The 21,592-nt window shown below is 71.8% G+C and carries 21 protein-coding genes and 1 riboswitch; of the genes, 15 read left to right on the top strand and 6 right to left on the bottom strand.

What is annotated here, in order from left to right; translation table 11 throughout:
• The first annotated feature begins 108 nt into the window (after window positions 1-108).
• Together trpD and OG584_RS26275 are read left to right on the top strand one after the other, a co-directional pair.
• Window positions 109-1,173: an anthranilate phosphoribosyltransferase gene (gene trpD / locus OG584_RS26270; RefSeq protein ID WP_405781418.1), complete on the top strand. Its 1,065-nt coding sequence runs from the start codon at window positions 109-111 to the stop codon at window positions 1,171-1,173.
• A gap of 116 nt (window positions 1,174-1,289) precedes the next feature.
• Window positions 1,290-1,407, top strand: a riboswitch (SAM riboswitch).
• Between the two features lie 148 nt (window positions 1,408-1,555).
• Complete coding sequence (locus OG584_RS26275) at window positions 1,556-2,932, top strand: aminotransferase class V-fold PLP-dependent enzyme (RefSeq protein ID WP_405781420.1); 1,377 nt, start codon at window positions 1,556-1,558, stop codon at window positions 2,930-2,932.
• 81 nt (window positions 2,933-3,013) lie between these two features.
• Here the strand turns inward: OG584_RS26275 and OG584_RS26280 are convergent, their stop codons facing one another.
• Together OG584_RS26280 and OG584_RS26285 are read right to left on the bottom strand one after the other, a co-directional pair.
• Window positions 3,014-3,295 (bottom strand): Lrp/AsnC ligand binding domain-containing protein, encoded by a 282-nt coding sequence (locus OG584_RS26280; protein ID WP_164264247.1) that lies wholly within the window; start codon window positions 3,293-3,295, stop codon window positions 3,014-3,016.
• Complete coding sequence (locus OG584_RS26285) at window positions 3,292-4,041, bottom strand: rhomboid family intramembrane serine protease (protein WP_405781422.1); 750 nt, start codon at window positions 4,039-4,041, stop codon at window positions 3,292-3,294. The genes OG584_RS26280 and OG584_RS26285 overlap by 4 nt, the downstream gene beginning before the upstream one ends.
• Before the next feature lie 171 nt (window positions 4,042-4,212).
• On the opposite strand from OG584_RS26285, the gene OG584_RS26290 reads away from it, so the two are divergent.
• The 5 genes from OG584_RS26290 (at window position 4,213) to OG584_RS26310 (ending at window position 9,693) form a co-directional block, all read left to right on the top strand.
• Window positions 4,213-4,455 carry a hypothetical protein gene (locus tag OG584_RS26290; RefSeq protein ID WP_164264249.1) on the top strand — a complete coding sequence of 81 codons (243 nt, stop codon included), beginning with the start codon at window positions 4,213-4,215 and terminating at the stop codon, window positions 4,453-4,455.
• 34 nt (window positions 4,456-4,489) lie between these two features.
• Window positions 4,490-5,851, top strand: a complete 1,362-nt coding sequence (locus OG584_RS26295; protein ID WP_405781424.1) for an NYN domain-containing protein — start codon at window positions 4,490-4,492, stop codon at window positions 5,849-5,851.
• A gap of 272 nt (window positions 5,852-6,123) precedes the next feature.
• Entirely contained in the window at window positions 6,124-7,149 is a 1,026-nt protein-coding gene (locus tag OG584_RS26300; RefSeq protein WP_405781426.1) for an NlpC/P60 family protein, read from the top strand.
• A gap of 239 nt (window positions 7,150-7,388) precedes the next feature.
• Entirely contained in the window at window positions 7,389-8,414 is a 1,026-nt protein-coding gene (locus OG584_RS26305; RefSeq protein ID WP_405781428.1) for an NlpC/P60 family protein, read from the top strand.
• A 52-nt stretch (window positions 8,415-8,466) separates the two neighbouring features.
• Window positions 8,467-9,693, top strand: a complete 1,227-nt coding sequence (locus tag OG584_RS26310) for a hypothetical protein (protein ID WP_405781430.1) — start codon at window positions 8,467-8,469, stop codon at window positions 9,691-9,693.
• Here OG584_RS26310 and OG584_RS26315 read toward each other — a convergent pair.
• A complete protein-coding gene (locus OG584_RS26315; RefSeq protein ID WP_405781432.1) occupies window positions 9,674-11,041 on the bottom strand; it encodes a glycosyltransferase 87 family protein in 1,368 nt (455 codons plus the stop codon). The two genes, OG584_RS26310 and OG584_RS26315, sit on opposite strands and share 20 nt — an antisense overlap.
• Window positions 11,042-11,109: 68 nt before the next feature.
• On the opposite strand from OG584_RS26315, the gene OG584_RS26320 reads away from it, so the two are divergent.
• Window positions 11,110-12,252 carry a glycosyltransferase family 4 protein gene (locus OG584_RS26320; RefSeq protein ID WP_405781434.1) on the top strand — a complete coding sequence of 381 codons (1,143 nt, stop codon included), beginning with the start codon at window positions 11,110-11,112 and terminating at the stop codon, window positions 12,250-12,252.
• A 54-nt stretch (window positions 12,253-12,306) separates the two neighbouring features.
• On the opposite strand, the gene OG584_RS26325 is transcribed toward OG584_RS26320, so the two are convergent.
• Window positions 12,307-14,103, bottom strand: coding sequence for an AMP-dependent synthetase/ligase (locus OG584_RS26325; RefSeq protein WP_405781435.1), 1,797 nt, complete (start codon window positions 14,101-14,103; stop codon window positions 12,307-12,309).
• Window positions 14,104-14,332: 229 nt separating this feature from the next.
• On the opposite strand from OG584_RS26325, the gene OG584_RS26330 reads away from it, so the two are divergent.
• From OG584_RS26330 to OG584_RS26355, 6 genes are all read left to right on the top strand, one after another.
• Window positions 14,333-15,094, top strand: coding sequence for a metallophosphoesterase (locus OG584_RS26330; protein ID WP_405781437.1), 762 nt, complete (start codon window positions 14,333-14,335; stop codon window positions 15,092-15,094).
• Between the two features lie 77 nt (window positions 15,095-15,171).
• Window positions 15,172-15,642: an SRPBCC family protein gene (locus tag OG584_RS26335; protein ID WP_405781439.1), complete on the top strand. Its 471-nt coding sequence runs from the start codon at window positions 15,172-15,174 to the stop codon at window positions 15,640-15,642.
• A gap of 6 nt (window positions 15,643-15,648) precedes the next feature.
• A complete protein-coding gene (locus tag OG584_RS26340; protein ID WP_405781440.1) occupies window positions 15,649-16,797 on the top strand; it encodes an ArsA family ATPase in 1,149 nt (382 codons plus the stop codon).
• Between the two features lie 79 nt (window positions 16,798-16,876).
• The gene (locus OG584_RS26345; protein ID WP_405781442.1) at window positions 16,877-17,329 is read left to right on the top strand and encodes a DUF5304 domain-containing protein; all 453 of its coding nucleotides are present in this window, start codon (window positions 16,877-16,879) and stop codon (window positions 17,327-17,329) included.
• Window positions 17,330-17,398: 69 nt separating this feature from the next.
• Entirely contained in the window at window positions 17,399-18,340 is a 942-nt protein-coding gene (locus tag OG584_RS26350) for an ROK family glucokinase (protein WP_405781444.1), read from the top strand.
• A 93-nt stretch (window positions 18,341-18,433) separates the two neighbouring features.
• A complete protein-coding gene (locus tag OG584_RS26355) occupies window positions 18,434-19,186 on the top strand; it encodes an endonuclease/exonuclease/phosphatase family protein (protein WP_405781446.1) in 753 nt (250 codons plus the stop codon).
• A 73-nt stretch (window positions 19,187-19,259) separates the two neighbouring features.
• Here OG584_RS26355 and OG584_RS26360 read toward each other — a convergent pair whose 3' ends face one another.
• Complete coding sequence (locus OG584_RS26360) at window positions 19,260-19,835, bottom strand: hypothetical protein (RefSeq protein ID WP_405781448.1); 576 nt, start codon at window positions 19,833-19,835, stop codon at window positions 19,260-19,262.
• Complete coding sequence (locus OG584_RS26365; RefSeq protein WP_405781450.1) at window positions 19,828-20,607, bottom strand: alpha/beta hydrolase; 780 nt, start codon at window positions 20,605-20,607, stop codon at window positions 19,828-19,830. Before OG584_RS26365 ends, OG584_RS26360 begins: the two co-directional genes overlap by 8 nt.
• A gap of 160 nt (window positions 20,608-20,767) precedes the next feature.
• On the opposite strand from OG584_RS26365, the gene OG584_RS26370 reads away from it, so the two are divergent.
• Window positions 20,768-21,532, top strand: a complete 765-nt coding sequence (locus tag OG584_RS26370) for a lysophospholipid acyltransferase family protein (RefSeq protein ID WP_405781451.1) — start codon at window positions 20,768-20,770, stop codon at window positions 21,530-21,532.
• Window positions 21,533-21,592: the final 60 nt, after the last annotated feature.

Below are 21,592 nucleotides of genomic sequence, written 5' to 3' on the forward strand. Positions count from 1 at the left end.
GTCGCCACAGCAGGAGCCCCGTCCATTCGATGGACGGGGCTCTTCGCTGTCCACGGAGCTGGCTAAGCTGGCTCCAGCCCTGTTCGACGGCGTACCCAGGAGTGGACCATGAGCGTTGAGACCCCTGTCGGCGGCGACAGCGTGGCGGCGCACTCCTGGCCGGGCGTACTCGACGCCCTGCTCAGCGGCGTCGACCAGAGTGCGGACGCCACAGCCTGGGCCATGGACCGCATCATGAGCGGCGAGGCGACCGACGCCCAGATCGCCGGCTTCGTGGTCGCTCTGCGCGCCAAGGGGGAGACCGTCGCGGAGATCAGCGGCCTCGTCCGGGCGATGTACGCGCACGCCAGGCTGATCGACGTGCCGGGGCCGAGCGTGGACATCGTCGGGACCGGCGGCGACGGTGCGAACACCGTGAACATCTCCACCATGTCGTCCATCGTCGTGGCGGGCACCGGCGCCAGGGTCGTCAAGCACGGCAACCGCGCGGCGTCGTCCCAGAGCGGGGCGTCCGATGTCCTGGAGAAGCTCGGCGTCAATCTGCAGCTGACCCCGGAGCGGGTCGTGGAGGTCGCGGGCGAGGCGGGGATCACCTACTGCTTCGCGGTGAAGTTCCACCCCGCGCTGCGCTACGTGGCCGCGGCGCGCAGGGAGCTGGGCATCCGCACCACCTTCAACTTCCTCGGGCCGCTCACCAACCCGGCGAAGGTCGGGGCGCAGGCGACCGGTGTCTCCGACGCGCGGGTGGCGCCCATCATCGCGGGCGTGCTCGCCGAGCGCGGATCGTCCGCCCTGGTGTTCCGCGGTGACGACGGGCTGGACGAACTCACCACCACCGCCACCTCCAGGGTCTGGACCGTGGCAGGCGGCACGGTGCGTGAGGAGTCCTTCGACCCGCGCGACGTGGGCATCGGACTGGTTCCGGTGGAGGCGCTCCGCGGCGGGGACGCGTCGTACAACGCGGATGTGGCCCGCAGGCTGCTGGCCGGCGAATCCGGTCCGGTACGGGACGCGGTGCTGCTCAACTCGGCGGCGGCGCTGGTCGCGCTGGACCCGGGCCGCGGGACCCTCAACGAGCAGATCGCGGCGGGCGTCGCCCGAGCGGCCGAGTCCATCGACTCGGGTGCGGCGGGCCGGGCGCTGGAGCGCTGGGTCGCCGCCAGCAACGCCTGAGCCCCTCCGCGGACGTGCCGGGGAGCGGTTCCGCAGCCCCTCCGGCCGGGTACACCGGTCTCATGCTGTGGACTGCGCCTTGGCGCGTCCGTGGACGTATGGCAGGATTCTCTTCAGGTCATGAGTGACAGCGACTACGGCCCCAGCCCGCTGTCCGGCAACCCTCCGTCCGTGGCGGGGTGCCCTGGGTGAAGACCAGGCCGTGGGCAGCGAAGTCCTCGGCAAGCGCGGATCCCTCGACAGGGATCCTGGTCGTCGAGGGAGTTCTTCCGTGGTTCAGCGAATGCGATAGGGCACTAGCCCCCTTCTCCGCACCTTTCTCCGCACTGCCGCGTGTGGCACGCGTTCAGTGCATTCGCCTGCCTTTTTCCGGGAGTTCGTCATGTCTGTCCCCACCGCTGCCGCCGACTCGTCGGTTTGTCAGGATTCCTCCGAGAACCTCCCCGTTCTCGGCAGGGATGTCCTCGTCCCGCTCGTCACCGGTGGCGAGGTCACCTACGCGGCGCTGGACTACGCGGCGAGCGCCCCGGCCCTGCAGCGGGTCTGGGACGACGTGGCGGCGTACGCCCCGTACTACGGCAGCGTGCACCGCGGTGCGGGTTACCTCTCGCAGCTCTCCACCGACCTCTTCGAGAACAGCCGGGTGACCGTCGCCGAGTTCCTCGGCTGCCGCCCGGACGACCAGGTCGTCTTCACCCGTTCCACGACGGACTCGCTCAATCTGCTGGCCGCTGTGGTCCCGGCCGACTGCGAGGTCTTCGTGTTCGAGACCGAGCACCACGCCTCGCTGCTGCCCTGGCGCAACGCGACCGTCACCTACCTGAACGCCCCGCGCACCCCTCAGCAGGCGGTCGAGACGCTGGAGCGCGCGCTGGAGGCCCGTACGGACCGGCGGACGCCCGCCCTGGTCTGCGTCACGGGCGCCTCGAACGTCACCGGCGAGCTGTGGCCGGTGAAGGAGCTCGCCGCCGCCGCGCACGCCCACGGAGCCCGCATCGTGCTGGACGCCGCGCAGCTGGCGCCGCACCACCCCGTCGACATCGAGGAGCTGGACGTCGACTGGGTCGCCTTCTCCGGTCACAAGCTGTACGCGCCGTTCGGCTCCGGGGTCCTCGCGGGCCGCTCGGACTGGCTGCGCGACGCCGAGCCTTACCTCGCGGGCGGCGGTGCCTCCCGCACGGTGGCCAGGCGCACCGACGGTGGTGTCGACGTCGAGTGGCACACCACGGCCGCCCGCCACGAGGCCGGGTCGCCCAACGTCATCGGCGTCCACTCCATCGCCTCCGCCTGCCGGGCCCTCACCGAGGCGGGCTTCGACTCCCTGGTCGAGCGCGAGCAGACGCTGGTCAGCAAGGTCCTCGGAGGGCTCGCCGAGGTCGAGGCGGTCAAGGTGCTCTCGCTCTTCGGTGACGACGCCCCGCGGGTCGGTGTCATCTCGTTCGTGGTGGACGGCTGGAACAGCTCGCACTTCGCCGCCGCGCTCTCCGCCGAGTACGGCATCGGGGTGCGCGACGGTCTGTTCTGCGCCCACCCGCTCGTCCGGACCCTGCTCGGCAGTGACCCGCAGGACCAGGGGGAGTGCGGGGCCCCGGAGGGCGAGCCCGGCGAGCGCTCGCTCAACGCCGTCCGGGTGAGCTTCGGCGCCGGTACGCCCGACGAGCACGTGGAGCGCTTCGTGGGAGCGGTGAAGGAACTGGTGCGCAACGGCGCCCGCTGGAACTACCGCACCGAGGACGGACGCTGCGTGCCGGCTGTCTGACCGCGACGACGCCGGTAACTTGCCGCCCACCGGCCGTCCCGCCGCGACGGAGCCTCACGGCCCCGCCCGGCAGGGCGGCCGTTACGCGTCCAGGCCGATGGCGAAGGCGGCTTCCAGGTCGTGCTGCGAGTACGTACGGAAGGCCACATGCGTGTCCGTCGCCTCCACCCCCGGGATCTTGCTGATCCGGCCGGGGATGATGTCCGCCAGATCGTCGTGGCGGGCCACCCTGACCAGCGCGATCAGGTCGTACGTACCGGTGACGGAGTAGACCTCGCTGATGTTCTCCAGAGCGGCGAGCGATTCGGCGATCTCGGGGATCCGGTCCACGCTGGTCTTGATGAGCACGATCGCGGTGATCACGGCTTGCTTTCTCCCTCGGTGGCCCTCGCTGGGAGTTTCACTCTAGTCGTACGCCAGTACCTCACCGCCGCGTAGCCGAAGCCCAGCGAGAACCCCACCAGATGTGCCGTATAGGCGACCCCGGGGCCGGTGCCGCTCTGCTGTCCGGCCGCCAGCCACTGCAGGACGAACCAGAAGACGAGCACGATCCAGGCGGGGAAGCGCAGCGGCAGGAACAGCAGGAACGGGAAGATGCTCGTGACCCGGGCCCGGGGGAAGAGGCTCAGGAAGGCGCCGAGCACCGCAGAGATCGCACCCGAAGCTCCCACCAGGGTCTGGTCCGACGCCGAGTGCGTGAGCGCGTACGCCGCCAGGGCGATGTAGCCGCTCACGAGGTAGAAGACCGCGAAGTGCAGGCGCCCCATGCGCTCCTCGGCCATCGCGCCGAAGACGTAGAGGAACAGCATGTTGCCGAGCAGATGCAGCCAGTTGGCGTGGATGAAGAGCGCGGTGAGCGGGGTGAGGAGGGCCCCCGCCGCCCCGCTCATCAGTTCGGTGGGGACGACGCCCCAGTGTTCGAAGTACGCGCTCTGCGCCGCAAGGAGATTGTCCCCGGTGCCGTAGGCCGGATCGAGGCCCGAGACGGGGCTCATCAGGAAGACCAGGCAGCAGAGGCCGATGAGGCCGTACGTCACCACCGGGCCGCCGGGCGGTTCACCGCTCCGCCTCGGTGCCTTCCCTCGCGGTGCATGCCGCCACGTGAACATTCACCGAGCATGGCCCAACCGGACGCAATCGGGCAGATCGCCTCGCCGGGCTCCCCCCGGCCGGCAGGTCCGCCCCCGGGGTATGCCGTAGGCCGTAGGGTTGCGGGGAGTACATCCGCAGTTCGATGGCGCACCGCGACCGACGCAGTACGAACGAAGAGGACGGCACGTATGACGACGGTTCCCATGCCGACCGCCGATACCCGGTGGCGCTGCACGCTCTGCGGCAATCTCACGCGTTTCGATGTGACGCGCTCGTCGAAGGTTGTCGAGTACATACATCTTGACCTGGCCGGTGAGCCCAAGGTGGAGGAGCGCGAGGTGGTCAGTGAGACCATCGAGTCGGTGCGCTGCCGCTGGTGCAACGCGGTGGATCAGATCGAGCTGGTGGACAGGCCGGGCGGCGGCTCCTGAGGGAGCCCCCTGAAGAGTGACAGTGGGGTGACGGATGGTGGAGGCTGAACGCGGTGCGGAGCCGGCCGGTGCGGCCGGTGACGCCGCAGAGGCGCTCGACCGTCCGCTGCCGGAGGCGGTGCGGCGGCGCGTCGTCGCGCTCGTCTCCGACGCCTTCGGCGGACTGACCGTCCCCGAACTCCCTGCGCAGTTGCGGCAGTACGCGCGGTTCACTCCCACCAGGCGTGCCAAGTTCGCGGGCAACGCGATGGCTGCGGCCCTGGCGGGCGACCCCGCTTTCCGGCGGCGCATCGGCGAGCGGCTGAAGGAGTCCCAGACCGAACTGGCCGGGGCGCTGGAAGCCGGCTCGCCGCCCGCCGCCGCCGACCCGGTGGATGTGGCCGCCGCCGCGTACGTGCTGCGCCCGGCCGGCTGGGTGAAGCTGGTGGAGGCCGCGGGCGAGGAGGCCGAACGCGCCGTCGCCGAACGCGCGGACGAGGCGGCCCAGGAGGAGCTGGAGCGGCTGCGCGCGGAACTCGCCGAAGCGCGGGCGCAGACCAGGTCCGAGAACGAGCGGCTGCGTGCTGAGCTGGATACGGCCCGCAGGGATGCTGAATCGCTTCAGCGCAAGCTGCGCAGCGCGCAGAGCGACGTGAAGCGCGGCGAGGCGGCGCTCCGCCGCTCCGGCTCCGAGATCGACGCGATCAGGTCCGACGCCGCGTCCCGGGTCGCCGCGTCGGAGAGCGAGTCGCGGCGCCTGAAGGCGCGGCTCGGCGAGGCCGAGGCGGCGGTCGAGGCCGGCCGCCGCTCCGTGCGCGAGGGGCGTTCCGTCGAGGACATGCGGCTGCGTCTGCTGCTGGACACGGTGCTCGACGCGGCCCAGGGGCTGCGCCGTGAACTGGCCCTGCCGCCCGTGACGTTGCGCCCGGCGGACTCCGTCGACGCGGTCGAGCCCGGCCGGCTCTCGCCCAAGGACGTCGCGGCCAGGGCGCTTTCGGACACCGACCCGGCCCTGCTGGACCAGCTGCTCTCGCTGCCGCAGGCCCACCTGGTGGTGGACGGCTACAACGTCACCAAGACCGGCTATCCGCAGCTGCCGCTGGAGAAGCAGCGGCTGCGCCTGCTCGGCGGCCTCTCGATGCTCGCCGCGCAGACGGGCGCCGAGATGACCTGTGTCTTCGACGGGGCCGAGCTGGCGGCGCCGGTGCTGCTCGCGCCGCCGCGCGGCGTGCGGGTGCTCTTCAGCAAGCCCGGCGTCACCGCGGACGAGGTGATCCGTCAGCTCGTCAGGGCCGAGCCGTCCGGGCGTCCCGTGGTCGTCGTGTCGGCCGACCGGGAGGTCGCCGACGGTGTGGCCAGGTCGGGTGCGAGGCCCGTCGCGTCCGTCTTGTTGCTGAAGAGGCTTTCGCGCGTCTAGTAACTCCTGTGGCCAATGCCCGACTTCGTGGCGCACGGTGTTCGGCGGAGCGTCAAGTGACCGTTACTGCCCGTGCGATGTCTGCAAAATATGCATGCGATGACCGAGATTTTTGGCAACAGGATTTGAACTGATCACAAGAAGGTCACTAAGGTCGAGCCTCGAACCTTCGCGCGGTCGACCACTCATTCGGAGTGGCAGCGAAGGGACCGCCGATGTCTCACGGTTCAGTTACGTGTTCGGCGGCTCTGAGGAAGAAGGAGCTCGCCTCCGTGGCGTCCCACCGTCGTCCCAAGCCTGCGAGCCGCACTCGTGTGACCGTGCTCACCGCGACCGCTGCCGCAGCCGTGGCCCTGACCGCCCAGTCCGCGCACGCCGACCCCAAGCCGACCAAGAGCGAGGTCAAGGCGAAGGTCGACAAGCTCTACGAGGACGTCGACGCGGTCAGCCAGAAGTACGACGGCGCCAAGGACCAGCAGGACAAGCTCAAGAAGCAGGTCGACGACCTCCAGGACAACGTGGCCCGGGGTCAGGGCGACCTCAACAAGCTGCGGGGCGAGCTCGGTTCGATGGCGAGCGCCCAGTACCGCTCGGGCGGCATCGACCCGTCGGTCCAGCTCTTCCTCTCGTCCGACCCGGACACCTTCCTGGACAAGGCCACCGCGCAGGACCAGCTCAGCGGCCAGCAGGCCGACGCGGTCAAGAAGATCCAGGCCAAGCAGCGCACCCTCGCCCAGCAGCGTTCCGAGGCGCAGGACAAGCTCAAGGACCTGGCGTCGACGCGCAAGGAACTCGGCAAGAAGAAGCAGGAAGTCCAGGACAAGCTCGCCGACGCGCGCAAGCTGCTCAGCAGCCTGACCGCCGCGGAGCGCGCCTCGATAGCCCAGGAGAACGCGCGCGCCAACCGCACCAGCAACCGTGTGGACCTCGGCGACTCGGTGCCCGCCTCCGCCCGGGGCGCCGAAGCCCTCAACGCGGCGAAGACCCAGATGGGCAAGCCGTATGTGTACGGCGCCACGGGCCCCGCGTCCTTCGACTGCTCCGGGCTGACGTCCTGGGCGTACGCGCAGGCCGGTGTCTCGATCCCGCGCACCTCGCAGGCCCAGGCCAACGCCGGACAGCGCATCTACTCGCAGAGCGCCCTCAAGCCCGGCGACCTGGTGCTCTTCTACGGCGACCTGCACCACATCGGCATCTACGCCGGCAACGGCCAGGTGCTGCACGCACCGCACACCGGTGCGGTCGTCCGGTACGAGGCGATGGGCAACATGCCCTTCCAGTTCGGCGTCCGCATCTGATCCGTACCGTCCCGTACAGCGCTGCCGACACCGCCCAATCGGGCGAATTACGGCGCCGCTCGCTGACTCCCCGCCCCGTCGGTGACCTTGTGGTCTCCGGCGGGGCGTCACTCTTCGTACCCAACGGGTCTTTGGCCACAGCGTGATCGCACGGCTACTGTCCGGCGTGCGGTTCCCGGTAAACGGTCCGCCCATCCGGGCGGCAGGGGGTCGCACGCAGCGGAAGGAGTGCGGCGCCTGTGGTGTCCCATCGCCGTGCCACCCAGTCCGGCCTCGCGCAGAGTGCCCGGATCACCGTGCTGTCCGCCGCGCTGGCGACGGCCGCGGCAGGACTCGGTGCCGCACCGGCGGGCGCCGTGCCGCACGAATCCCCGACGGCCGCCAAGAGCGAGGTCGACGGCCTGTACGCCCAGGCCGAGCGGGCCACCCAGCAGTACGACAAGGCCGACGAGCAGGCCACACACCTGCGTCACCAGGTCGCCGATGCCCAGGACGGCGTGGCACGCGGCCAGGAGCGGCTCAACCGGATGCGCGGGGCGCTGGGCGCACTGGCAGGAGCGCAGTACCGCGCCGGGGGTATCGACCCCTCGCTCGCCCTGCTGCTCTCGTCGGACCCCGACTCGTACCTCGACAAGGCCGCTGCCCTGGCCCAGATCGGTGACGTCCAGGCGGGTGAACTGCACCGCGTCCAGCAGGCCCAGCGCGATCTGGCCCAGCGGCGCGCCGACGCGACCCGCAAGCTCGGCGAACTCCGGCACAGCCGCACCGAAGTGGCCCGCCACAAGCGGACGGTGGAGGGCAAGCTCGCCCGAGCGCGCCGGCTTCTCGACGCGCTGCCCGGCGCTCAGCGCGACCGGTACGGCCAGGTGTCGCGCTCGGAGCGGGGCGCCCTGCCCGCGCTCGGCGCGCTGCCGGTTTCCGGCCGGACCGGGGCCGCGGTGGCCGCGGCCCGCAGCGCCCTCGGCAAGCCGTACGTATGGGGCGCGAGCGGCCCCTCCGGATTCGACTGCTCGGGGCTGATGCAGTGGGCGTACGCGCACGCGGGCGTCTCCCTGCCCCGCACCTCCCAGGAGCAGCGGTACGCGGGCCGGCAGATCCCGCTCTCGCAGGCCCGCCCGGGTGACCTGGTGGTGTACCGCAGCGACGCCAGCCACGTCGCGATGTACATGGGCAGCGGCCAGGTCCTGCACGCGCCGTATCCGGGCGCCAGGGTCCGCTACGACCCGGTCGGCATGATGCCCGTCTCGTCGGTGACCAGGGTCTGACGCGCACCGGGCGCCGGTCCTGCCCGCCGGCCCGCCACGTACGATCGGCGGCGTGACAGGACGGGGGAGCAGGACGGCACGCGGCCGGGCCGCGGGCTGCGCGCTCGCCCTCCTGCTGCTGTCCGCGTGCACCGTGCCCGGCGCCCCCGGCGACGGCAGCGCCGACCGCGGAATCCGCCGGACCCTCGACCGGCGGGCCGCCGCTGTTCTCGGCCATGACGAGAGCGGGTACCTGTCCGTGGTCGACCCACGGGCGAAGGGCCTGCGGACGGCGCAGCGCGCGGAGTTCCGCAATCTCGCCGCCGTGCCGCTGAGCTCCTGGGAGTACCGCGTCGGCGACGTGGAGCGGCAGGGCTCCACCGCCACCGCACGGGTCGAGCTGCGGTACCGGATCACCGGCTACGACAGCGCGCCGGTGGCGGCCGGGCGCACGCTGAAGCTGGTCGAGCGCGACGGCCGCTGGTACATCGACGACGACAGCCCGGACGGCGGCACCGGGCAGCAGCTCTGGCAGCAGGGCCCGGTGCGGACCGCCCGCGGCAAGCACAGCCTGGTGCTCGGCGTCGGCGGCTCCGGCTCCCTGCTCCGGCAGGTCGCCGCCGTCGCGGACCGGGCCGTTCCCGCCGTCGACGCGGCGTGGCACCGGAAGTGGGCGGGACGGGTGGTGGTGCTCGTACCGGCGTCGCTGGATTCGATGGGCGCCCTGCTCGGCTCGCCCGCGGCCACCTACCGGGGCATCGCGGCGGTCACCACCGGAGAGGCGGGCGGTGCCGGGGCCGCGCCGGCGGACCGGGTCATCGTCAACCCCGAGGCGTACGCCCTGCTGGGCTCACTGGGGCGGCAGGTGGTCATCACCCACGAGACCACTCATGTCGCCACCCGCACCGCGACGTCCACGGCTACTCCGCTCTGGCTCTCCGAGGGGTTCGCCGACTGGGTCGCCTACCGGGACACCGGCAGCACCCCCCGGGAGACGGCGCCGGAGCTGCAGCGGGCGGTCCGCGGCGGCCGGCTGCCCGCCGCGCTGCCCACCGACGCGGACTTCGGCTTCAGCGACGGCGCCGACCGGCTGGCGCGGGCATACGAGGGCGGCTGGCTGGCCTGCAGGATGATCGCCGGGCAGTGGGGCGAGCAGAAGCTGACCGACTTCTACCGCGCGGTCGGGGCCGACGGACAGCGCGACGGCGCGGTGGAGAAGGCCATGAACGACGTGCTCGGCACTGATCCGGCCGCTTTCACCGCGCGGTGGCGCGACTACCTCAGGGCGCAGCTGGACTGAGCGGCTCACTGCCCGCTCCCGGCTCACCCTCACCCGCACGCCCGGTGGGCCCGTCCGGACCGCCGGGCGCGGCCTCCCGCCCGCCGGGCCGGGACGTCCGCGACGCGCGGCGCGGGACCGTGTGCCGCCACAGCAGGCGCGCCGCGGTCAGCGCGGCCGCGACCAGCAGCCCGTTCCGCAGGAACATCAGCGCCAGGCCTGTCGCGTCCCCGGCCACCACATGGTCGAACCCGAGAGGGAACTCCAGGAAGGTCACGCCGGTGGCAGCCACCACCAGCAGCGCGGGGACCGCCATCCGGCTGGTGCGGAAGACCAGGCAGACGGCGCCGAGCCCGAGCAGCCACACCAGGTACTGGGGGCTGATCACCCGGCTCGTCGTGGTGAAGAGCAGGACGGTGGTGAAAGCTGCGTCGCACGGGGTCGCGGCGGCGGCCTCCCCGGCCCGCAGCCGCCAGATCAGCAGCCAGCCGAAGGCCGCAGCGGTCAGCCCGAGCGCGACGGCGCTCACCAGGTGGACGTACGGTCCGACGAACTCCACCGAGCCGTAGGTGAGCAGTACCTGCCCCTGCCAGCCGAGCTGCCGCGCCACCTGGAAGACCAGCCCGCCCAGCGACTCGACCTCGGTGCCCCGCTCGCGCTGGAAGGTCAGAAAGGCGAAGGCGCCGGGCATCGTCACCCCGGCGAGCAGCAGCAGCCCGGCTGCCGTGGCCGCGAAAGCCGTCCAGGACACACGGGTCGCACGGCCGCGTGGCACGCCCGCGAGCAGCAGTGCGGGCCAGACCTTCATCAGGGCGCCGAGCGCGGCCAGCGCGCCCATGGTGCGCGGCCGGGCGGCCCCGGCGAGCAGCGCCGCCACCGCGACCGCGGTCACCATCAGGTCGTACCTGGCGTACGCCGTCGGGCCGAGCAGCGGTACACCCGCCACCCACACCCAGACCCCGGCCGGCCGTCTGCCGGGCCGGAGAGCCGTGCGCAGCAGCAGGACGAGTACCAGGGCGTCCGCGACGAGGGTCAGCAGGTAGAAGGCCGGTGCGTAGCCCAGGAACGGCAGCAGAGCGGGGGAGAGGATCGCGAGCGCGGCACCGGGCGGGTACTGCCAGGTGACGTCGGACAGCGGGAATCCGCCGGTCCGCAGCACCTCGTACCAGCCGTGGTAGATCCCCGAGACGTCGGCGGTGACATCGGCCCCGGGCAGAGTCAGCACCTTGAACACGCAGAGCAGCAGCAGCGCTCTGGTGGCGGCCCAGACCACGAGGGCCGGGACCACGAGGGAGAGCGCCGCGCCGCGTGCGCTCCAGGTGGCAGTCCTGTCCGCTGTGACGGCGTGCGCCGTGGTGTGCTCCGACATCGGGGACATGATGCGGGCGGGACCGCGCGCGAGCGGTGAGGCAGGGCCGTTGGGTACTGTCGGCGGCGATGCACAAGACGTTGATCGTGACCAATGACTTCCCGCCGCGGCCCGGCGGTATCCAGGCTTTCCTGCACAACATGGCGCTGCGGCTGGAACCCGGCCGAATCGTCGTCTACGCCTCCACGTGGAAGCGCGGCAGCGAGGGCGCGGCGGCCACCGCGGCGTTCGACGCGGACCAGCCGTTCACGGTCGTACGGGACCGGAGCACGATGCTCCTGCCCACCCCCCGGGTCACGGCGAGGGCGAGCGGGCTACTGCGCGAACACGGCTGTACGGCGGTGTGGTTCGGGGCGGCTGCCCCGCTCGGCCTGATGGCTCCGGCCCTGCGCAGGGCCGGAGCCGAACGGATCGTCGCGACCACGCACGGCCACGAGGCCGGCTGGGCTCAGCTGCCCGGGGCCCGGCAGCTGTTGCGGCGGATCGGCCGGGGGACGGACACGCTCACCTACCTCGGCGAGTACACGCGCTCGCGGATCGCCGGGGCGCTGACCCCGGAGGCCGCCGCCCGCATGGTCCAGCTGCCCCCCGGTGTCGACGAGGAGACCTTCCACCCCGGCTCGGGCGGTGCGCAGGTGCGCGCGCGCCTCGGCCTCACCGACCGGCCGGTGGTCGTGTGCGTCTCGCGGCTCGTACCGCGCAAGGGCCAGGACACCCTGATCCTCGCGATGCCCCGGATCCTGCGGCAGGTTCCGGACGCGGTCCTGCTGATCGTGGGCGGCGGGCCGTACGCAGGGGACCTGGAGAAACTGGCGGCGGACACCGGCGTAGCGGGCTCGGTGCGCTTCACCGGCCCCGTGCCCTGGGCGGAGCTGCCCGCGCACTTCGGCGCGGGCGACGTCTTCGCCATGCCGTGCCGCACGCGCAGGGGCGGGCTCGACGTCGAGGGTCTCGGCATCGTCTATCTGGAGGCGTCGGCGACCGGGCTGCCGGTGGTGGCGGGGGACTCGGGCGGCGCGCCCGACGCGGTGCTCGACGGCGAGACCGGCTGGGTGGTGCGGGGCGGTTCGGCCGACGACGCCGCGGACCGGATCGTGACGCTGCTCCAGGACCCGGGGCTGCGGCGGCGGATGGGCGAGCGCGGCCGGGCCTGGGTCGAGGAGAAGTGGCGCTGGGACCTGCTGGCCGGGAAGCTCAGGGAGCTGCTCTGACAGGACCGGGCGCGGGCCGCAGCGGCCCGCACCCGGTCCTGCCGTACGGCTCCGTCAGCCGCGGTAGATCGCTTCGATCTCGTCGGCGAAGTCCTTCGCCACCACTGTGCGCTTGAGTTTCAGCGACGGTGTGATGTGCCCCGCCTCCTCGGTGAACTGCGCCGGGAGGACGCGGAACTTACGGACGGACTCGGCCTTGGAGACCGCCGCGTTGCCGTCGTCCACCGCCCGCTGGATCTCGGCGAGCAGCTCCGCGTCGTCGCGCAGCGAGAGCGCGGTGGATCCCACGGGCTTGCCGTTCTCCTCGGCCCACCGCACGAGGAACTCCTCGTCCAGCGTGACGAGCGCACCGATGAACGGCCGTCCGTCGCCGACCACCATGCACTCGGCGACCAGGGCATGTGCCCGGATCCGGTCCTCGATCACCGCGGGAGCGACGTTCTTGCCGCCCGCCGTGACGATGATCTCCTTCTTGCGGCCGGTGATCGCGAGGTAGCCGTCCTCGTCGAGCGTGCCGATGTCGCCGGTGTGGAACCAGCCGTCGGCCAGCGCATCCGATGTCGCCGTCTCGTTGTTCCAGTAACCGCTGAAGAGATGCTCGCCGTGCAGCAGGACCTCGCCGTCGTCCGCGATCCGTACGACCGAACCCGGCAGCGGCTGACCGACCGTGCCGATCTTCTGCCGGTCCCAGGGGTTGAACGCGGTCGCCGCACAGGACTCGGTGAGGCCGTACCCCTCAAGGACCGTGAAGCCGATGCCGCGGTAGAAGTGGCCGAGGCGCTCGCCCAGCGGTGCGCCGCCGGAGATCGCGTACTCGCCGCGTCCGCCGAGCACCGCCCGCAGCTTGCTGAAGACCAGCCGGTCGAAGACCTTGTGCTTGATCCGCAGCCCGGCGGACGGACCCTGCGGGGTGCCGAGTGCGCGGCTGTAGGCGATGGCGGTGGCCGCGGCCTTGTCGAAGATCTTTCCCTTGCCGTCGGCCTGCGCCTTGGCGCGGGCCGAGTTGTAGACCTTCTCGAAGACGCGGGGGACGCCGAGGATGAGCGTCGGCCTGAAGGAGGCCAGTTCGTCCGTGAGGTTCTTGATGTCCGGTACGCAGCCGATCTTGATCGGCGCCATCACGGACGAGACCTCCACCAGCCGGCCGAAGACGTGCGCCGCGGGCAGGAAGAGCAGCACCGAGCACTCACCGGTACGGAACAGCGGCTTCAGCCGCTCCACGATGTTGCCGCACTCGGCGAAGAAGCTGCGGTGGGTGAGCACACACCCCTTCGGGCGGCCGGTGGTCCCCGAGGTGTAGACGATGGTCGCCGGGTCGTCGGCACGCGCCCGGGAGCTGCGCTCGTCCACCGTCGCGTCCGAGACCTCGCCGCCGCCGGCCCTGAGGTCGTCGACGGCGCCCTTGTCTATCTGCCAGACGTGCTTCAGGAGGGGCAGTGAGTGCCGCACCGACTCGACGGTCGCGGTGTGCGCGTCGCTCTCCACGAGCACCGCGACGGCGCCGGAGTCGCCGAGTATCCACTGCACCTGTTCGGCCGAGCTGGTCTCGTACACCGGAACGGTGATCGCGCCCGCGCTCCAGATCGCGAAGTCCAGCTGGACCCACTCGTACCGGGTCCGGGACATCAGGGCGACCCGGTCACCGGGCTGCACACCCGCGGCGATCAGCCCCTTCGCGGCGTCCTGGACCTCGGTGAGGAACCGGGCGGCTGTGACATCGGTCCAGGCGCCGGCCACCTTGCGGCCCATGACCGCGACATCGGGATGCTGAGCGGCGTTGCGGCGGATCAGATCCGTCAGATTGCCGTCCGAAGGGACCTCGTACAGGGCCGGAAGGCTGAACTCACGCAAGACTGCTGCTCCTCTGGTCGACATCGCTGTCGCCACGACTGGACCTGACCGCCCGGACGTTACCCATGAGTAAGCGGTTCCCGATAGGGGGTTCCGGCCAGATGTTCCATGCGTCACATGCCGCTGCGGTGCTTCGCGCAGACTAGTCCACGCATGTCGGGACGCGACGGTATTCGCAGGTCCGGCACCCTCTATCCAGGTTGTGTCCAGGAGTTCTAGGGTGATCTCCATGCGCGTGCATGTGGTCAGTGACGTCCATGGCAACACCAGCGGCCTCGCGAGGGCGGGTGAGGGTGCCGACGCCCTGATCTGCCTCGGTGACCTGGTCCTCTTCCTGGACTACGCCGATCACTCGCGCGGGATCTTCCCCGACCTCTTCGGCGTGGAGAACGCCGACCGCATCGTTGAGCTGCGCACCGCGCGGCGCTTCGACGAGGCGCGCGACCTCGGCAGCCGGCTCTGGGGCGCGGTGGACCGGGACACCGCGATCGAGACGGCGGTGCGCCGGCAGTACGCCGATCTGTTCGCCGCGTTCCCCACTCCGACGTACGCGACCTACGGCAATGTCGATGTCCCACCGCTCTGGCGGGAGTACGCGCGACCGGGCACCACCGTCCTCGACGGCGAGCGCGTCGAGATCGGCGGCCGGGTCTTCGGCTTCGTGGGCGGCGGTCTCACGACCCCGATGCGCACGCCCTACGAGGTCAGCGACGAGGAGTACGCGGCCAAGATCGAGGCGCTCGGGGATGTCGACGTGCTCTGCACCCACATCCCGCCGGAGGTCCCCGAGCTGGTGTACGACACGGTGGCCCGCCGCTTCGAGCGGGGGAGCAGGGCCCTGCTCGCCGCGATCCTGCGCGTCCGGCCGCGGTACGCGCTTTTCGGCCATGTGCACCAGCCGCTGTCCCACCGGGTCCGTATCGGCGGGACGGAGTGTGTGAACGTCGGACACTTCGCTTCGACCTCACAGCCCTGGGTCATGGAGTGGTAGCGGTCCGGGGCCCGGTGCGCACGCGATAGCCTTCACAGCGCATGCACACCGGATTCCGTACTGGAGGAGCCACGGCGATGGCTGAACACACCAGCTCAAGCATCACGATCGAGGCCGCACCGGCCGACGTCATGGGCGTGATCGCCGACTTCGCCCGCTACCCGGAGTGGACCGGCGAGGTGAAGGAGGCGGAAGTCCTCTCCACCGACGCCGAGGGCCGCGCCGAGCAGGTCAGGCTGGTGCTCGACGCCGGTGCGATCAAGGACGACCACACCCTCGCGTACACCTGGACCGGAGCCAACGAGGTCAGCTGGACGCTGGTCAAGTCGCAGATGCTCCGTGCGCTCGACGGCACCTACCTCCTCGCCCCCACGGGCGACGCCACGCAGGTCACCTACCGGCTGACCGTCGACGTCAAGATCCCCATGCTCGGGATGATCAAGCGCAAGGCCGAGAAGGTCATCATCGACCGCGCCCTGGCCGGCCTGAAGAAGCGGGTCGAGTCGGGCGCCGCAGCTTCGGGCACCGCACCGCAGCCCAAGGACTGACGCCCGATGCGCACGGTCCTCGTCACCGGCCCCGGCGGCGCGGGCCGCACCACCGTCGCGGCGGTCACCGCGCTCGCCGCCGCCCGCGAAGGCGAGCGGGTCCTGCTGCTCTCCACCGACCCGGACCCGGGCGAGAGCCTCTCCGCAGCCCGTGAGGCGGGTGTGCGGGCCGAGCGGATCGACTCCGGTGCCCACTTCCGTACCGAACTCCTCGCCCTCCAGGAACGCGGCACCACCGCCCTGGAGCTGCTCGGCGCGGCCAGGCTCGACGAGGAGGAGCTGACCGAGCTGCCGGGCGCCGAGCAGTTCGCGCTGCTGCACGCGCTGCGCACGGTCGACAGCGCCGCGTGGGACCTGACCGTCGTCGACATGCCGCCGGTCCAGGAAGCACTGGCGGTCCTCGCGCTCCCCGAGCAGCTCCGGCGCTACCTGCGCAGGCTGCTGCCGCCCGAGCGGCAGGCGGCCCGCGCGCTGCGTCCGATGCTGGCCCAGCTGGCGGGCGTTCCGATGCCGGCCCAGTGGCTGTACGACACGACCGCACGCTGGGAGACCGAACTGGCCGCCGTCCAGGCCAGGATCGACGACCCGGACACCACCGTGCGCCTGGTGGCCGAGCCGGGACCCGCCGCGACGCGGGCGCTGCGCACCGCTCGTACCGGGATCGCCCTGCACCGCCACACCCTGGACCTGGTCGTGGCGAACCGGGTGCTGCCCGCCGGCTCCCGCGACCCCTGGCTCGCCGCCCTGGCTGAGCAGCAGCAGGAGCACCTCAAGGAGCTGACCGCCGGCTTCGGCGACGGCGTACACGTACAGGAGCTGCCCCACCTGGGCCGGGCCCCCCGCACCGCCGGAGAGCTGGCCGCGCTGGAACGCCCGGCCGCCCCCCACGCCGCGGCCCCGGAGTGGAGCATCGACGACCGGCTCGCCGACGACGGTGTCCTGGTCTGGCGGCTGCCGCTGCCCGGCGCGGTCAAGGAGGAACTCGGCCTGGTCCGGCGCGGCGACGAACTGCTGCTCACCGCAGGGCCGTTCCGCAGGACCGTCAGGCTCCCGTCGGCGCTGCGCCGCTGCACGGTCGACGGCGCGGGGCTGACGGACGGCGTGCTGGGCATCCGGTTCGCGCCCGATCCACGGCTGTGGCCGCAGAGCCGGTGAACGCCGCAGGGCCGTTCGGGTACCGTCGTGAGTACGGCCCGAAGCCCGAAGCACACCCGTCCCGTCGCAGGAGTCCGCCATGAGCGAAGCCCCCGAGCAGCCCGCCACCGACTCGGACGCCTGGGCGAAGGCCTGCGCCGAGGACCTCGCCGCCGAGAAGGCCCGCCGCCGTGCCGAGAACGGGGGCGCCGACGGATCGGCGGCCGACGAGCTGCGCAAGCTCTTCGACGCGGTCGCCGACAAGGTCTCGGACTTCCAGTCGTCGCTGCCCGGAATGGCCGCCCAGGGCGCTGTCCAGCAGTTCCTCAGCCAGGCGAAGTCCGTCGTCGAGCCGGTCGTCGAGCGCAACCCCGATGTCTTCGACCACCTGGCAGCCGCCGGCGGCGAACTCCTCGCCGCCTACCGCTCCGCGGTGGAGAAGCAGGAGCAGCGGTGGACCGCCGGCCGGGGAACGGACACCGCCGACGACACCGGCAAGGACGACGGCGGCCCCGAGGACCCCGGGCCGGCCGAGCGTATCGACCTGGACTGACCGCCCCGGCAAGGCGGCCCTCGGGTACGGTTGCCCCTCAGCGGGGCTCGACCGAAAACTGAGGGACTCATGGGACTCACCATCGGCGTCGACATCGGCGGCACCAAGATCGCGGCCGGAGTGGTCGACGAAGAGGGCACCATTCTCGATGTGCACAAAGTGCCCACCCCGCCGACCGCCGAAGGCATCGTCGACGCTATCTGCGCCGCAGTCTCCGAGGCCGGCAAGGGGCACGAGATCGAGGCGGTCGGCATCGGGGCGGCCGGCTATGTCGACGACAAGCGCGCGACCGTCCTCTTCGCGCCGAACATCAACTGGCGGCACGAGCCGCTCAAGGACAAGGTCGAGCAACGTGTCGGCCTGCCCGTTGTCGTCGAGAACGACGCCAACGCGGCCGCCTGGGGCGAGTACAGGTTCGGTGCGGGGCAGGGACACGAGGACGTCATCTGCATCACGCTCGGCACCGGCCTCGGCGGCGGCATCATCATCGGCAACAAACTGCGCCGCGGACGGTTCGGCGTGGCCGCCGAGTTCGGCCACATCCGGGTCGTCCCGGACGGTCTGCTGTGCGGCTGCGGCAGCCAGGGCTGCTGGGAGCAGTACGCGTCGGGGCGGGCGCTCGTCAGGTACGCGACGCAGCGCGCCAACGCCACCCCGGAGAACGCACAGGTGCTGCTCGGCCTCGGCGACGGCACGCCCGAGGGTATCCAGGGCAGGCACATCAGCGAGGCCGCCCGCCAGGGCGACCCGGTGGCGATCGACTCGTTCCGTGAGCTGGCCCGCTGGGCCGGTGCGGGCCTGGCCGACCTGGCCTCGCTCTTCGACCCTTCGGCCTTCATCGTGGGCGGCGGTGTGTCGGACGAGGGTGAACTGGTCCTCGACCCGATCCGCAAGTCGTTCCGGCGCTGGCTGATCGGCGGAGCCTGGCGGCCGCACGCGCAGGTGCTCGCGGCCCAACTGGGCGGCGAGGCAGGGCTGGTGGGCGCCGCGGACCTGGCCCGCCAGGGCTGACCCGGACAGCCGGTCCGGTCAGTGGCCGGTGCCCGGCGCACCCTGGGGGTGCGGCGGGCACCGGCCACCGGCCACCGTCGTAGGGTGTCGCCCATGGCGATCACTACGCTGCCCGAATCCTGTACGGAGCGCGGCTCGGCCGTAATCCGGGTGCTCAGCTACAACATCCGCTCGATGCGCGACGACCGCGGGGCGCTGGCCCGTGTCATCCGCGCCTGCGAACCGGATCTGGTCCTCATCCAGGAGGCCCCGCGCTTCTTCCGCTGGCGCAAGGCCGCCGCCCGGCTCGCGGCCGCCACCGACCTGGTGACGCTCGGGGGCGGCGCCACGGCCGCGGGTCCCCTGCTGCTCTGCTCGCTGCGCGCCACGGTGGAGCGCACCGAGGACGTGCTGCTGCCGCGCACGCCGGGGCTGCACCAGCGCGGCCTCGCGACCGCGGTGGTGCGCGTCGGGGGCGCCCGGCTCGGAGTGATCAGCTGTCATCTGAGCCTGCAGCCCGACGAACGCCACACACAGGCGGGCCTCGCGCTGGACCGGCTCGGCGCGATGGACGTCCCGCACGCGGTGCTCGCCGGAGACCTCAACGACCGCCCGGACGGCCGGAGTTTCCGGCGGCTGGCCGCGGAACTCCAGGACTGCCGCGCGGTGAAGCCGTGGGGCGGTGAACACACGTATCCGGCGGTCGCCCCGGACCGGCGCGTCGACGCGGTCTTCGCGACGCCCGGGGTCGAGGTCCTGGGGTGCGGGGTGCCGCAGGACGTCGCGCACGCGGATCTCCGGGCGGCCTCGGACCATCTGCCGGTGCTGGCGGCGCTCCGGGTGCCCACGGATCCGCAGGGCGGCTGAACGGGGCGGGGCGGCCCGGACGGGGCAGCCACGCCTGCCGGTACGGGTGATGCGCCCCGATTGCCGGACGGTCTCAGACCACAGCGCCCCGGCCCGGGTCCTCCTCGTCGTCCTCCGGGCCCATACGTGCTACCAGCACCGCGAACCCGCCGAGGAAGCCGCCGATCCCGAGCGTCGTGAGCCACCACGTCATGTCCCAGCCCAGGACCACGGCGAGGATCAGCAGCACCGGGCCGCCCACGACGGCCAGCCACGCGAACTTGGCCGTGACGTCCGCCTCCGGAAGCTCCGGATCGGGCTGGACGAAGTGATCCTCGTCCGAATCGTCGAAGTCGGCGCCCGACGGGCTCGCCAGGCTGTGGTCGCGGGGCCCGCCGACACCCGGCGCGAACACGACCGAGCTGCCCAGCGGCCGGTCGGGACCATCCCCGGTCTCCGGCCCGGGGTCCGCGTCCGGCTTCTCCGCACCGGTCTCCCGGGCGCCGTCGGCGTTGACCCCGTCCTCCAGCAGGGCGAGGTCCTCCACGGATTTGAACGGCTTGGTGCCCGCCGGATCCGCGGGCTCCTCTCCGTACCCCGCGACGATCGCGGCCCACACCGCTTCCTCGTCGATCGGCTGCGGCTCGCGCTCCGCCTCGTTCTCAGCCACCGGTGGTGCTCCCCTTCATCGCGACGCTCGGAGCGAGGCGGCCGATGAACGCGTGGCTCCTGTCGAAAATCCGCTCCGCGTCGTGGTCCAACGTCGCCACGTGGTAACTCTGTTCCAGCAGAACCTCCTCGACGTCCGTCGAGGAGACCCGGCTGAGGATGCGGACCGAGTCGGCGGGCCGCACCACATGGTCCTCGGCGCTGTGCATCAGAAGCAGCGGCTGGGTGACCTGTGGCAGCTCACGGTCCACGAGCCGGCAGAAGCGGCGCAGCGAGTGGGCGCAGTGCAGCGGCACCCGGTCGTACCCGATCTCGGTGGATCCGGCCAGGGCGATGTCGCTGGCGATCCCCTTCGTCGTACGCACCAGGTGCCGGGCGACCGGGAGTGCGTGGGCGGCGAGGCCGTGCACCTTGTTCAGCGGGTTGACCAGGACGATGCCGCTCACCGAGTGACCGTGCTTGGCGGCCAGCCGCAGCGCCAGCGCGCCGCCCATCGAGAGGCCGAACACGAAGACCCGCTCGCACCGGTCGAGCAGGGCACGCAACTCCCTGTCGACCTCCGCGTACCAGTCCTGCCAGCCCGTTACCTGCATGTCCTGCCAGCGGGTGCCGTGCCCGGGAAGCAGCGGCAGCGAGACGGTCAGACCGCGCGCGGCCAGATGCTCCGCCCAGGGGCGCAGCGACTGCGGCGATCCGGTGAATCCATGACAGAGGAGGACGCCGGTCTCCCCGCCTTCGTGGCGGTAGGGCTCGGCTCCAGGAAGCACCGGCACCGGGGTCTCCTGTTCGTCAGGTCGTGAAAGGTGTACTTCACCGTACGCGACCGTGCCGACACCGACCAGGGCCGTCACCGCGCGACGGGGAGCGGATGGCCGGGAGCGTGCCCGCCGCGCGGGTTATGGTCGGTCCGACCGTCACAGGAAGGTATCCGAGTTGATCTACGGCGCAATGAAGTTCGCCATCGGGGGATCGCTGAAGGTCGCCTTCAGGCCCTGGGTGGAGGGTCTTGAGAACATCCCCGACGAGGGACCCGCCATCCTCGCGAGCAACCATCTGTCGTTCTCGGACTCCTTCTTCCTGCCCGCCGTGATGGACCGCAAGCTCACGTTCATCGCGAAGGCGGAGTACTTCACGTCGCCGGGGGTGAAGGGGAAGCTCACCGCCGCGTTCTTCAAGGGCGTCGGTCAGCTGCCGGTCGACCGCTCGGGCAGCCGGGGGGCGGGCGAGGCCGCCGTCAAGAGCGGTGTCGACGTGCTGGCCAGGGGCGAGCTCTTCGGTATCTACCCGGAGGGCACCCGCTCGCCTGACGGCCGCCTCTACCGGGGCAAACCCGGTGGGCTGGCCAGGGTGGCGCTGGCATCGGGCGCCCCCGTCATCCCGGTCGCGATGATCGACACCGAGAAGATCCAGCCACCGGGACAGGTGGTGCCCAAGCTGATGCGGCCGGGTATCAAGATCGGGAAGCCGCTCGACTTCAGCCGCTACTACGGCATGGAGAACGACCGGTTCATCCTGCGCTCGGTGACCGACGAGGTCATGTACGAGATCATGAGGCTCTCCGGCCAGGAGTACGTCGACATCTACGCGACCGCCGCCAAGCGCCGGATCGCGGACGAGGACAAGGCCGGGAAGGCCGCGGAGAGCGCCGCGGCCGAGCAGAAGCGCAAGCACGAGGAGGCGGACGGGTCCGGCAGCTAGCGGCGCGGCGGGCATCCGCCCGCCGCGGCACTGGCCGGACCCGTCCGCCGGGGGGTGGGG

Origin of the sequence: Streptomyces sp. NBC_00859 (assembly GCF_045161865.1) — a bacterium.
Lineage (GTDB): Bacteria > Actinomycetota > Actinomycetes > Streptomycetales > Streptomycetaceae > Streptomyces.

Excerpts from the sequence above, each read along its gene's own strand:
- OG584_RS26330 (WP_405781437.1), top strand. The coding sequence starts at position 14,333 with ATGCGCGTGCATGTGGTCAGTGACGTCCATGGCAACACCAGCGGCCTC.
- trpD (WP_405781418.1), top strand. The coding sequence starts at position 109 with ATGAGCGTTGAGACCCCTGTCGGCGGCGACAGCGTGGCGGCGCACTCC.
- OG584_RS26285 (WP_405781422.1), bottom strand. The coding sequence starts at position 4,041 with ATGTTCACGTGGCGGCATGCACCGCGAGGGAAGGCACCGAGGCGGAGC.
- OG584_RS26275 (WP_405781420.1), top strand. The coding sequence starts at position 1,556 with ATGTCTGTCCCCACCGCTGCCGCCGACTCGTCGGTTTGTCAGGATTCC.
- OG584_RS26315 (WP_405781432.1), bottom strand. The coding sequence starts at position 11,041 with ATGTCGGAGCACACCACGGCGCACGCCGTCACAGCGGACAGGACTGCC.
- OG584_RS26340 (WP_405781440.1), top strand. The coding sequence starts at position 15,649 with ATGCGCACGGTCCTCGTCACCGGCCCCGGCGGCGCGGGCCGCACCACC.
- OG584_RS26295 (WP_405781424.1), top strand. The coding sequence starts at position 4,490 with ATGGTGGAGGCTGAACGCGGTGCGGAGCCGGCCGGTGCGGCCGGTGAC.
- OG584_RS26335 (WP_405781439.1), top strand. The coding sequence starts at position 15,172 with ATGGCTGAACACACCAGCTCAAGCATCACGATCGAGGCCGCACCGGCC.
- OG584_RS26350 (WP_405781444.1), top strand. The coding sequence starts at position 17,399 with ATGGGACTCACCATCGGCGTCGACATCGGCGGCACCAAGATCGCGGCC.
- OG584_RS26290 (WP_164264249.1), top strand. The coding sequence starts at position 4,213 with ATGACGACGGTTCCCATGCCGACCGCCGATACCCGGTGGCGCTGCACG.
- OG584_RS26355 (WP_405781446.1), top strand. The coding sequence starts at position 18,434 with ATGGCGATCACTACGCTGCCCGAATCCTGTACGGAGCGCGGCTCGGCC.
- OG584_RS26320 (WP_405781434.1), top strand. The coding sequence starts at position 11,110 with ATGCACAAGACGTTGATCGTGACCAATGACTTCCCGCCGCGGCCCGGC.
- OG584_RS26345 (WP_405781442.1), top strand. The coding sequence starts at position 16,877 with ATGAGCGAAGCCCCCGAGCAGCCCGCCACCGACTCGGACGCCTGGGCG.